This is a genomic window from Floccifex porci (genome assembly GCF_009696175.1).
In the GTDB taxonomy this organism is placed as follows: Bacteria; Bacillota_I; Bacilli_A; order Erysipelotrichales; family Erysipelotrichaceae; genus Floccifex; species Floccifex porci.
The window spans coordinates 20,167-32,830 of record NZ_VUMM01000020.1 but is presented as its reverse complement, the minus strand read 5'-3'; the positions used below and the strand labels follow the sequence as shown (position 1 = coordinate 32,830).

Genomic DNA, 12,664 nt, shown 5'->3' with positions numbered 1-12,664 from the left:
CTATTACTATAACAACAAAAGAATTCAATCCAAAACAAAATGGATGCCTCCTGTTGTATACAGAGAAACATCCATGTGTTAAACTCAATTCAAATTAACGTATGTCCAGAATATTGGGTACATATCAGAAATTGGGGATTTTATGAAAGGATCAACTATGAAAACATATAAAGTGTTAACAATTAATCCTGGATCCACTTCCACAAAGATTGCGTTATTTGAAAATGAGACCTGTTTGTATTCAAAAAATGTAGCCCACGATGCTAGTGAACTGGCGAAATATAATAAAATTTCGGATCAGCTTCCTTACCGTAGAAATATGATTTTAGATTTATTAGAAGAAGCTGACATATCTTTGGAAGATGTGGATGTTTTTGTTGGAAGAGGAGGAGGACTTCTTGCCTGTCAGGGAGGTACATATTTAGTCAGTGATCTGATGTATGAACATGCCAGAAATATGCAGAACGGAGTGATTCATCCAGCTTCTTTAGGACCTCAGCTGGCTAAGGATTTTGCTGACCAGTATGGAAAACAGGCGATGGTTGTGAATCCACCAGATGTAGATGAATTACAGGATCTGGCAAGAATGACAGGAATCAAAGGAGTCAATCGAATTATTCATTTACATTCTTTAAATTTAAAAGAAACTGCAATTCGTCATTCGAAAAATGTTTTACATAAAAAGTATGAAGAAACCAATCTGATTGTCTGTCATATTGGAGGAGGAATTTCTGTTTCGGCTCATAGAGAAGGAAAAATGATTGATGGGTTTGATATTGTGATGGGAGAAGGACCTATGGCCCCAACTCGCTGTGGAAGCATTGCGGTAGCGGATGTTTTAAATTATATGAAACAGAATCAATATACAGTAGATGATATCAAACCTCTTTTAACAAAATCGGGTGGTTTTGTGAGTCATTTAGGAATATCCGATGCCAAAGAATTGACAAAACGAGCAAGCGAAGGGGATTCCTATGCAAAAATGGTATGGAATACCATGATTTATCAGATTGAAAAATGCATTGGTTCTATGGCGGCGGTTTTACACGGAAAAGTCGATGGAATATTATTAGGTGGAGGAATGGTTTATAGCGAAGATCTGGTACAACAGATTCGTCAGACTTGTTCATTCATCGCTCCTGTTTTCGCATATCCAGGAGAATTTGAAATGGAAGCTATGGCTGCCGGTGCTATTCGTGTATTGAATGGGGAAGAAAAATTAAAAGAATATACCGGAAAACTTTGCTGGAATGGGTTTGAATGGGATAAATAAGATGAAGGATAAAAAAACAGAAATCTTAACATTGGCAATTGGAATTGCAGCACTTCCACCCATATGGGCTGTATTGTCTCCCTATCTGGGAATCACCACTGGAGCGGTTGCCTTAATTTGTGCAGGACTTTATGTAGCTAACGGAAATAAAAGAAAAGATGCATTCAGAATCATAACAGGGTTTCTTTGTGGAGACTTATGGGCTGTACTGGCTATTTTTCTGATGGAAAAGATGTCCTGGAATCCCGATATTGAATTGTATTTGACGCTATTTGTTCTGGGTGGATTGGCGGTACTGATTGGAGAAAATTTTTCTAAATATATCTTCACTCCTTCCTGGCTTTGTGGCTGGGCAATCGGGCTTACAATCATGGGTCCTATGACAATAAATTGTTTAGGAACTCTTCCAATTCAAATTGGTGTGGCTATGATTGCAGGGGTTGTTTATGTCGGAATCGGTGTAGATGCCTTCCAGAAATTATTGATTAAAATGATTAGAAAGTAGTAATTTATGTGCAGCGTTATTCAGTTATATGATCAGGTTTATTTATTAAAAGATAAGGCGGATTGTTTTTCCACTTTGGTGATAGGAAAGGAAAAGGCGCTGGTCTTTGATACAGGATGTGGAATCAGCGATTTAAAGAAAACCATTCGTGTTCTTACAGATTTACCTTTAGTGGTCATTTGTTCTCATGCTCACTTTGATCATATTGGAGGTTCTTATCAATTTGATGAAGTATTTCTATCAAAAGAAGATCGAAATATACTAAATGAATACAATGAAACTCTTTTAAACAGATGGTTATGTGAAATGAATGATAATAAAGAGGTTTTTATTCCTTTTAATAACTGGAATAACGTAAAAGACATCTGTTTTGATGCATTCGATTTAGGAAATCTTGAATGCCAGATGATAATGGCTCCCGGGCATAGTGCAGGCTCTATAACAATTTTAATTCCTTCTTTAAATATACTATTAAGCGGAGATGCACTATTGCCCATTATGACTTTGATTTTTCCCAATCATGGCTCTGTACAGGAATATAAAAGTACTTTATTAAAATTAAAAAATCTGAATTTTGAATATTATATTACTTCTCACAGCAATCGACTGTATCCAAAATCCACGATTGATCGCATGATTGATTGTATCGATCGCTGTAAAGATAAAAAGTTTTATGAATATGAATACCCTCTTCCTCCACATAGTAAAGGATATTTTTATCTGGATTCAATTGAAGACCCTCCTGTGGGAATCATTATAGAAAGTATGAAAGAGTTATGATTCATGTCGTTTATAAAAAATATTTATTAGAAAAAGAAGATAAAAAATATTTAAAAGAACATAAGATTGCTTTAGATCTTTTAGGGTATATCTTAAAAAAACAATACAATATTCATTTATCTAATATAGAAGAAGAGTTCATATATGATAAATATGGAAAACCTTATTTAAAACATTATAAAAATATACACTTTAATATTTCTCATTGTGATGGTTTTGTGGCTGTTGGAGTCAGTAATGATCCAATAGGAATTGATATAGAAAAAGTGAAAGCCTGTAAAGAAGCAATGATGAAAAAAATATTAACGGATAAAGAATATCAGTATTTGCAGATGGCAGAATGTAAAGAACATGCATTTTTTAAATTCTGGACATTAAAGGAAAGTTATTTGAAATGGTGTGGAAAAGGATTTTCATTAAATCCAAAACTTGTTGAATTTGAATTTGATGAAAGGTCCATTTTATGCAGTGATATAAGTGTTCATTGTGAACAAAGATATATCGATTCTAATTGTATTTTATCTATTGTTTATAAAGGAAAGGAGACTATTAATTATGAATCTCTCTAAAAGAAGATGGTTTGTACTGGTTGCCAGCTGCCTGATCAATTTGTGTATAGGAGCCTTGTATGCCTGGAGCGTATTTTCCTCTCCGATGGCAGAACATCTATCAAAGCTTCTGCATCAGAATATTACTCCATCAACACTTGCCATTGTATTTTCAATAGCTAATACAGTTGGTCCCATCACAATGATTACAGGTGGTAAAATTGTCAGTAAAATTGGACCTAGATGGGTCATCACGATTGGTGGAATCTGGTTTGGTTCAGGCCTGATTCTTTCTGGTTTTTCCAAAAGCGTAGGGATGTTGATTTTTAGCTTTGGACTGTGCTGTGGCCTGGCAGTAGGTTTAACTTATGGATGTACAGTAAGCAACTGTGTTAAGTTTTTTCCTGATAAGAAAGGTCTTGCAGGAGGACTGACAACAGCTTCCTATGGACTCAGTTCGGTAGTGGTTCCCATTCTTGCCAATCAAATAATTGAGTCTATGGGCGTAATCGCTTCTTTTAAAATTTTGGGGATTCTGAGTGTCCTTCTTGTCTGTCTGGCTTCTTTTTTTGTGATTCCTTGTCCGGATGGATTTGTACCAGATGGATACACAGCACCAGAAACAGATACGAAAACATCAATAAAAGATTACACATGGAAGGAAATGCTTAAAACTCCATTGTTTTATATTATGATCGTTATGCTTTGTTGTGGAGCTTTTATGGGTATGATGATTATTTCTCAGGCTTCTCCCATTGCTCAGAAACAAGTTTTAATGAATGTTTCACAAGCTTCTCTTGTTGTTTCGATACTTGCCTTATTTAATACAGGAGGAAGAATTTTTGGTGGGATCCTGTCGGATAAAATAGGTCAGGTTAACACATTAATGTTGTTGCTAGCCAGTTCAATTTTTGGTTTATTCTTACTGGTCATCACAAAAGAAGGAAGTATCATTCCATTCTATTCAGGAATTTGTATCATCGGATCGTGTTTTGGTGGATTTATGGGGATTTATCCAGGGTTCACAAATGAAAAATTTGGTGCAAAATATTCAAATATAAATTTTGGAATCATGTTTGTTGGATTTGCGGTTTCTGGTTTCTTTGCACCGATTGTGATTGGAAAAATATATTCAACATTTAACAGCTTTATTCCTGCTTATTATGTTGCGATGGTATTATCGGCATTGGGGATCATTCTGGCCGGTTTATATAAAAGAGTAGAAAAAAGATAAGAGCAATTACGAAGTATTCGTAACTGCTCTTTTTTTAATAAATACAGCAGCAAGCCATACAATCAAAGATAAAATCGTACAACAGAATCCAATTTTAAATCCAGGAGCATGGTATTCAATATGAATTTCATGTTTTCCTTTTTTTAGAGGAAATCCTAAAAAAGCGGTATTGACTTTTTCATAAGGGATTTGTTGACCATCCACATAGACTTCAAAATGATCATCATATGGAATAGAAGTAATTAAATATTGATTTTGTTGAATATGGATATGACCATCTATTTTGTTGCCTTGAATTTTATCCCACTTAAGTTTCTGATCCACAACATTGGTGTTCACATAAGAAGCCGGACAAATCCATCCTTGTATGCCTTGAAGAGAATAATTTCCTTTTCCGTATTTGATTTTGATATTAGATGTATCTTCTTTTGAAGTAAACACAAAAGTAAATATATCGTTTTCATTGTAATAAATATGAGAAGAAGCCGATAATTTATTTTTTATATCTTCAATCCAAATTGAAACATCTTTATCTTTATGATTTTTTACTTGAAACTGAATCATAATCAAATCCCCTTTTTTAGCTTGAAACCCATCTAAAAAATCTTCTTGATCCACTTGAGAATGAATATCTTTTGTTTCAGGTAAATTCATTTTCTGTAAATCAAAAGAAGGTACAAAAGATGAATCTGTGTTTTGTAGAACACTGCCTTGTAGAAAAGAAAGCTGATTATAAGGAAACGATAAAGAATCATATACGTTCTTTGAAACCACTTGTTTAGTGGTATAAGCCATTGGAAATATATTTTCATTCTTTGTTTGTCCGATATATTTTGTTGACAACAACATTTGATAAATTGGATTTTTAGAAGCTGGCTGCATAAAACGGTTTCGATATGGTTGTTCAGTTTGAAATGTATAACGCTGAAATTCATAAAAATCCGGATTATAAGAAGATGAATAAATGGAAGACCGATACTGATTTAAATTATCGATTCGATTCATCGTTTCTTTTTCATTTGTTTCCATTCGATATGGATAAGAATTTACATTCGTTTTTGAAAGAAACTTTTTATATTCTGTATACGATAAAGGATCCTGGATAAAACTGTTACATAGGAATAAACAGAATATGGATAAACACAATACTAGTCTTTTCTTTTTGTGACATAAAAGGAATACAGATGCTTCTATAAAATAAAGGATGGAATGACTATAAATAGTATTCAAAAATAAAACCATTGACCAGGGAACCCATAAAAATGGAACTGATTTCTTTTCTTCATTAAAATAAGAAGCCACTAAAAAGTACAATAAAGGAAGAAAAGGAATCCAGACTTTGTTTCGAATGTATAGCCCTCCATTTAATATATAAGAAAACAAAGGAACACAAAATAAAATCATACAGATTCCTGCAAGAATTCGTTCTTCTTTTTTTCCAGAATAAAGAATGGAAAAGAGTATACCAAAAGTTAAAGAAGTGGTACCCAATCCATAGGGATCGTATAAAAATCGAATCAGATTTAAATTGGGAATCAATAATTCTTTTATAGATAACCATGCGTGCTGATTTCTTCCTGAAAATAAAACAAAAAATGTAGGAATCCATAAAATTCCACTTAAACCAACCGCAATGAATACAGGAATTAAAAAATGAAAGCCATCTTTTAGAAACGGTTTAAGACAAAGGTTGTCATGGATTTTGATATATCGATAAAGTCCATATAAAATTAAAACAAGAATGCCACTTACACTAAAATAAAAACTTGTTAGAATCATCAGCCATACACTTAAAATATATAAATGAATAGAATGTTTATCAAAATAGTGATCCACTCCTATAAATCCCAGACATAAAAAAGGCATATAATTCACAAAGGATATTTGATGATATGAATGATAGATCATTGGCGTTGAACATACAAACATCAAAGAAACAAGAAAAGAAATTGATTTTGAAATCTTTCTTGAAACCAGCCAGCTATAGAATAATAAAGTAGAAGCAATCAGACAGAGAATCATAATGATCATGATCCAGGTTCCCATATCAATATTTGGAAAACAATAGGACAATAAAATAAAAGGATTATAAAGTCCATAATAGGATAAATGATAGATATTTTGTCCATTGCCAATATGAGGAGCATATTCCATAAACAATTGATGCGTATCATAAAACAATTGTCGAAAATAATCTGGGAAAACAATATGTTGATTGATCCAATCCAGATTGGATCCAAAGATACCGTCTTTTAAACAAAACCACCAGCAAAAGAATAATACAAGGACAGTTAATAGAAGATAAGGGAAATACTTTTTTACTTTATTCATTTTCTTCACTTCTTTCCTTCACAATATAAATGGGACGATGTTTGATTTCGATATACATTTTTGAGATGTAGTAACCTAAAATACCCATGCATAGAAATTGAAACGCATTTAATAAAAAGAACAAAGAAATAGAAAAACTGTAAAAGATACTAATGATACAGATGGAAAAAAGAAGTCCGCACAATAGAAAAGCCAGAAAAAGAGGTTGGACAGAAAACGAGGAGATTCCTTCCAGAGAATAAAAAAACAATTGTTTCAAAGACCATTTGGTTTGTCCACTGCTGCGTTGTATGTTTTCAAATTCGATCCAGTGAGTTTTAAATCCTACCCATTCAAACAAACCTTTTGAAAAACGATTTCTTTCACTCATCATTAGAATCGCATTGACCATGGATCGTTTCATTAAACGAAAGTCGCGAGCCCCATTTACGATTTGAACACTGGAAATCACATTGATGAATTTATAAAAACATCGTGATAAAAAGGATCGAATCATGGACTCACCTTTTCTTGTACTGCGCCGTGTAGCGACATTGTCAATATCTTCTGTTTTCAGAATATGCAACATATCCACTAGTAAAGAAGGAGGATCTTGTAGATCGACATCCATAATCGCAACATAATCACCTTTTACATTTTGTAAACCCGCATAGATGGCAGCTTCTTTACCAAAATTTCTGGAAAAAGACAAATAATGATATCGTCCATCTTTTTGATGAATCGATTTTATACAATCTAAAGTACGATCGTTAGACCCATCATCAATGAATACAATTTCAAATGGATAATCGGATAAAGTTTCCATCACTTTATTCATTTCCTTAATATAGATTGGAATGGTTTCCTGTTCGTTAAAACAGGGAACAATAACACTTACTGTTTCCATACAGCCTCCTTATTTAAAATATAATTCAAGCCAATCACAAGGATCTGGCATAATCCTTTCGAAAATGTTTCGGATCCATGAAATCCCTGTATGAGTATATACATGGAGATAATTTCAATCACCATACAAAAAAGTCGTAACCCAATGAATAATAGAAATTGATTGAGATGTATTTCTTTTTGTTTAAAAACTAAAAAATGATTCACAAAAAAAGAAAAAATGATGGCACAGGAAATGGAAATACAATTGGAAGACAATAAACTGAATTGCCATTGTCGAAGCAGTATAAATAAAAAGAAATTAATACCTGTTGTACATAGACCACAGATTCCATATCGAATGAGTTCAAATATCATTTGTATCACCATGGATACTCTAACAAATCAATATTAAGAAAAGCGCAAAGTATTTCTGAAGAATTCTTAAGAATTATTAAAAAGAAACTGTATTTTGATAAAATAAGTTTATGAGAATATTAGTTGTAGATGATCAGAAAGAAATACTGGATATATTGAATATTTTGTTGAGTGGAGAAGGTTATGAAGTCATTCAGGCCGAAAATGGAAAAGAAGCCTTAGATTCTTTAAAACGAATGGAATTTGATCTGATTATTTTAGATGTCATGATGCCACAATTTAATGGGTATCAAACGTGTATAGAAATTCGCAAAATCAGTAACGTTCCCATTCTGTTTCTAAGTGCTAAATCACAGGATAGCGATAAGACACTTGGATATTCCAGTGGAGGAGATGATTATTTATCGAAGCCTTTTTCTTATAATGAATTATTAAATCGTGTAAAAGCCTTAATCCGTCGGTATCATGTTTATCAGGGAAAAAAAGAAAAAATGTCTCAATTGATGTATCGAAATTTCTGTTTTGATGAAAAGAATGAAATGGTGTATAAAAATGGGCAAAGACTGGATCTGACAGAAACAGAATATCAGCTGTTTCTCTTACTGGTAAAACATAAAGGACAAATTTTTTCAGCTCAACATATATATCGGGCAATCTGGCAGGAAAATTATTATTATGGGGCGAACAATACAGTTATGGTTCATATTCGAAATTTACGAAAAAAAGTAGAAGAAGATATGAATCATCCTTTAATTATTAAAACGGTATGGGGAAAGGGATACAAATGTGATGCATAAAATTAAAGCCCAATTTTTACTTTTGATTTTAATTACAGGTTTTTTAAGCTATGGTTTATTTCAGATTTTATGGATGAATAAATTTAATGTTTATGATGGACTCAATCCATATTTTCATTTTTTACCCGTTTATGGACCTTCATCTTTATCGGATAATTTAGTACAACAGGCTAAAAACTATGAAATTCCAGATTCAGATCAGGATACAGAAACGATTGATAATTTGAAACCTTTTTTTGATTTAACAGATAAATATACGAGTCTTTTCATTTATAAAATGAATGGAGAATATCTTACGGGAAAACAGGCACAAGTGATAGAAGATCCTGCATTTAATATGGCTTTTTTATATGGATATCATTTGACGGATGGATCTTTTGAACGATATCAAAGTTTTCCTTTGGAATTTAAAAATGGAACGGGATTTGTACAACTGATCTTTTATCACAGTATGTATTACATCATGATTTATGCTATTATCAGTCTTTTGATTTCTTGTCTCTTTTTTATATTTGTTGTCATGTATTTTCTTTCTGTTAAAGTGAATCGAATTACGAAAATAAAAGAAAGCATTCTTCAAATGGCTTCAGGAAATTTAGAAAGTCCCGTTCCTGTTTTTTATTTAGATGAAATCGGAATTGTTTCTTATCAATTGGAACAGCTTCGAATCACTTTAAAAAAGACATTTGAACAGGAACAGGTAAATCAGAATTTAATAGCGAATCTGTCACATGATTTAAAAACACCTTTGACAATTTTAAATGGATATCTGGAAATTATAAAAAGAAATCCATCTAAAATTGAATATATTGATTCGTGCATTCAGAAAACAAATGAAATAAATAATTTAAGCAATCGAATTCTAAAAAAAGAAGAAGACATTCATATGGAATGGGTTTCAAATGAATTTATATGGAATGAAATCAAAGAACATATTGACTATATTTCATTGGCTGGATTTCAGGTAGAAACGATATATAAAGAATTTAAAGGAATTCAAATAGATGTCACAAGTTATAAGCGAATTCTATCCAATATTTTTTCGAATATCTTAAAATATGGAGATAAACAAAAGAAGGTGATAGTAGAGTGTCATTGTTCAGAATATTTAATCCTTGTATTTAAAAATTATATTCAATTGAATTCCATTGAAATTGAAAGTCATCGCATTGGATTAAAGTCTATAGAGACAAGAATGAAACAGATGAATGGAGAAATGATCGTGGAATCTTATGAAAATCAATTTTGTATAAAACTTATTTTTCAAAGGTAACACCTTTATTTTAAGTGTTCTTATGTTAAAATAGGTACGATAAGATAAAGGAGAAAGAAACATGAAAATTCTTGTGATTGGTACAGGAGGAAGAGAGCATGCTTTAGCTTTGGCTGCTTCTAAATCTTCTTTAGTTGAAAAAGTATATTGTGCCCCAGGAAATCCTGGTATGGCTTCATTTGGTGAATGTGTCAATGTCTCTGGAAGTGATGTTGAAGGACTGGTTACTTTTGCCAAAGAAAATGAAATAGATTTAACCATTGTAGGGCCTGAAGCAACATTGTCTTTGGGAGTTGTGGATGCGTTTATGGAAGCAGGACTAAAAATTTTTGGTCCGACAAAGGCAGCCACACAAGTGGAATCCAGTAAAGATTTCGCAAAGAATATTATGAAAAAATATAATATTCCTACCGCTGCTTATGAAACGTTTGATGACTATGAAAAAGCGGTTTGTTATGTGAAAGAAAAGGGAGCTCCTATTGTTGTAAAAGAAGATGGATTAAAAGCAGGAAAAGGAGTTACGGTTGCTTATAGTGTAGAACAGGCAATTGAAGCTTTGGATATTGCTTTTGAAATTCCAGGGAATAAAGTGGTCATTGAAGAATGTCTGGTTGGATTTGAATTTTCTCTGATCTGTTTAGTGCATGAAGACCTGGTTATTCCTTTAGAAGTGGCACAAGATCATAAATGTGTAAACGATGGCGATACAGGACCGAATACAGGAGGTATGGGATCGTATTCTCCAGTTAAGAAAATTACACCAGAAATCATTGAAGAAGCAAAAAATTCAATTATGATTCCAATGGCAAAAGCTATGGTTGAAGAAGGAGTACCTTTCACAGGATTCTTATATGGTGGTCTGATGTTATGTGAAGATGGCATCAAGACCATTGAGTTTAATGCTCGTTTTGGAGATCCAGAAGCGGAAGTTATTTTATGTCGTTTAGAAAGTGATTTTGTTCAGGCTATTTTAGATGTAATGTCTGGAAAAGAAGTGCAATTAAAATGGTCTGATAAAGTCAGTCATGGTGTGGTAATGGCTTCTACCAATTATCCTGCCAGCTCAACAAAGGGTTCTTTGATTACAGGTTTAGAAAATAGCGATGCTTTAATCTATCATATGGGAACAAAAGAAACTAAAGAAGGGCTTGTCACAAATGGAGGTCGTGTACTGATGGTTGTGACAATGGAAGATACTTTAGAAGAGGCTTTTAAACATACATATGAGGAAGTAAATAAAATTCACTGTAAAGATTTATTTTATAGACATGATATTGGAAAGAAGGATATGTAAATGGAAAAAATGGAATTTGAATGTTATACATTGTCCCCTCTTGATGGGCGTTATGGATTTATTAAAGATGAATTAAAAGAATATTTTAGTGAATATGGTCTGGTTAAATATCGTGTTTATGTAGAAATTCAATGGCTGAAATTTTTAATTGAAAATATTGAATGCGATGTTTTGAATCAGTTTCATAAAGAAGATATGGATAAAATTGAATCCATTTCAAAGAATTTTAATTATGATTCTTTTAAACAGATCAAAGAAATTGAACAGACAACTCGTCATGATGTAAAAGCAGTAGAATATTTTATCGATCATCAGCTGGAAAAAATGGATTTAGGATTCCTGCAGAGTTTTGTGCATATTGGATGTACTTCTGAAGATATCAACAATACATCTTATGCTTCTATGATTCGTGATGGATTACAGAATGTATGGTTGAAAAAAGCACAGGAAATGGCTGATATTGTAGATGATCTGGCAATAAAATATCAGAACATTCCTATGTTAGCTCATACTCATGGACAGCCTGCAACACCAACAACAATTGGTAAAGAATTTAAAGTTTATGCGTATCGTATGAACGAAAGTTTAAGACATATTGAATCCATTCAGATTAAGGCAAAATTCAATGGAGCAACAGGAAATTATAGTGCAATTTCTACTCCTTTTCCAAATGTGAACTGGCCAGAAATGAATAAAAAATTTGTGGAAGAGTACTTACATCTGTCTTTCAATCCGTTAACAACACAAATTGAAAGTCATGATTATACTTGTCATATTTTAGATGGAATTCGTCATTTTAATAACATTCTGGTGGATCTGGATGTGGATATGTGGCTGTACATTTCTATGGAATATTTCAAACAGATTCCAGTAAAAGGAGAAGTAGGTTCTTCTACAATGCCTCATAAAGTGAATCCAATTCGTTTTGAAAACAGTGAAGCCAATGTAGATATGTCCAATTCAATCTGTATGTCTTTATCCAATAAATTGCCTAAATCTCGTATGCAAAGAGATTTAAGTGATTCCAGCAGCCAGCGTAATTTAGGATTGGCTTTTGGATATTCTTTACAGGCTATCAATGAAACTAAAAATGGATTGGCAAAATGTGTTGTCAATGAAGAAAAATTAGCTTTCGATTTAAATGAAAAATGGGAAGTGCTGGCTGAACCAATTCAGACAATGTTGAGAAAATATGGAATTGCAGATGCATACGATCAGTTAAAAGCTTTAACTCGTGGAAAGAATATTTCTAAAGAAGCCATTATGGAATTTGCGCATAGCTTAGATGTATTAAGTGAAGAAGATCGCAATACTTTATTGAATATGACACCAGCTTCTTATATTGGATCTGCAGATAAATTGGTGGATATTAAAGTGAAATAGCTTT

12 protein-coding genes are annotated in these 12,664 nt (G+C 32.6%); 9 read left to right on the top strand and 3 right to left on the bottom strand.

From position 1 onward, the window contains the following. The first annotated feature begins 142 nt into the window (after positions 1–142). Genes buk through FYJ50_RS08530 form a run of 5 tightly spaced genes read left to right on the top strand, consistent with a single transcriptional unit; the run spans position 143 to position 4,340 of the window. On the top strand, positions 143–1,273 hold the full coding sequence (gene buk / locus FYJ50_RS08550) for a butyrate kinase (RefSeq protein ID WP_205946491.1): 1,131 nt from the start codon (positions 143–145) through the stop codon (positions 1,271–1,273). A 1-nt stretch (position 1,274) separates the two neighbouring features. Then, positions 1,275–1,778 carry a DUF1097 domain-containing protein gene (locus FYJ50_RS08545; RefSeq protein WP_154461036.1) on the top strand — a complete coding sequence of 168 codons (504 nt, stop codon included), beginning with the start codon at positions 1,275–1,277 and terminating at the stop codon, positions 1,776–1,778. A 6-nt stretch (positions 1,779–1,784) separates the two neighbouring features. After that, a complete protein-coding gene (locus tag FYJ50_RS08540) occupies positions 1,785–2,558 on the top strand; it encodes an MBL fold metallo-hydrolase (protein ID WP_154461034.1) in 774 nt (257 codons plus the stop codon). Then, a complete protein-coding gene (locus FYJ50_RS08535; protein ID WP_154461032.1) occupies positions 2,555–3,127 on the top strand; it encodes a 4'-phosphopantetheinyl transferase family protein in 573 nt (190 codons plus the stop codon). Before FYJ50_RS08540 ends, FYJ50_RS08535 begins: the two co-directional genes overlap by 4 nt. Then, entirely contained in the window at positions 3,114–4,340 is a 1,227-nt protein-coding gene (locus tag FYJ50_RS08530) for an L-lactate MFS transporter (RefSeq protein ID WP_154461030.1), read from the top strand. The genes FYJ50_RS08535 and FYJ50_RS08530 overlap by 14 nt, the downstream gene beginning before the upstream one ends. 6 nt (positions 4,341–4,346) lie before the next feature. On the opposite strand, the gene FYJ50_RS08525 is transcribed toward FYJ50_RS08530, so the two are convergent. The 3 genes from FYJ50_RS08525 to FYJ50_RS08515 are packed head-to-tail and all read right to left on the bottom strand — an operon-like array spanning position 4,347 to position 7,913. Next, positions 4,347–6,671 carry a YfhO family protein gene (locus FYJ50_RS08525; protein ID WP_154461028.1) on the bottom strand — a complete coding sequence of 775 codons (2,325 nt, stop codon included), beginning with the start codon at positions 6,669–6,671 and terminating at the stop codon, positions 4,347–4,349. Then, positions 6,664–7,557 carry a glycosyltransferase family 2 protein gene (locus FYJ50_RS08520; protein ID WP_154461026.1) on the bottom strand — a complete coding sequence of 298 codons (894 nt, stop codon included), beginning with the start codon at positions 7,555–7,557 and terminating at the stop codon, positions 6,664–6,666. The genes FYJ50_RS08525 and FYJ50_RS08520 overlap by 8 nt, the downstream gene beginning before the upstream one ends. Further along, positions 7,545–7,913 carry a GtrA family protein gene (locus tag FYJ50_RS08515; RefSeq protein ID WP_205946490.1) on the bottom strand — a complete coding sequence of 123 codons (369 nt, stop codon included), beginning with the start codon at positions 7,911–7,913 and terminating at the stop codon, positions 7,545–7,547. The genes FYJ50_RS08520 and FYJ50_RS08515 overlap by 13 nt, the downstream gene beginning before the upstream one ends. 110 nt (positions 7,914–8,023) lie before the next feature. Between FYJ50_RS08515 and FYJ50_RS08510 the strand changes: the two genes are divergently transcribed. From FYJ50_RS08510 to purB, 4 genes are all read left to right on the top strand, one after another. Then, entirely contained in the window at positions 8,024–8,710 is a 687-nt protein-coding gene (locus FYJ50_RS08510; RefSeq protein ID WP_154461022.1) for a response regulator transcription factor, read from the top strand. Next, the gene (locus FYJ50_RS08505) at positions 8,703–9,983 is read left to right on the top strand and encodes a HAMP domain-containing sensor histidine kinase (protein WP_154461020.1); all 1,281 of its coding nucleotides are present in this window, start codon (positions 8,703–8,705) and stop codon (positions 9,981–9,983) included. Before FYJ50_RS08510 ends, FYJ50_RS08505 begins: the two co-directional genes overlap by 8 nt. Positions 9,984–10,044: 61 nt before the next feature. Further along, complete coding sequence (gene purD / locus FYJ50_RS08500; RefSeq protein WP_154461018.1) at positions 10,045–11,277, top strand: phosphoribosylamine--glycine ligase; 1,233 nt, start codon at positions 10,045–10,047, stop codon at positions 11,275–11,277. Then, the gene (gene purB, locus FYJ50_RS08495; RefSeq protein ID WP_154461016.1) at positions 11,278–12,660 is read left to right on the top strand and encodes an adenylosuccinate lyase; all 1,383 of its coding nucleotides are present in this window, start codon (positions 11,278–11,280) and stop codon (positions 12,658–12,660) included. Positions 12,661–12,664 lie beyond the last annotated feature (4 nt).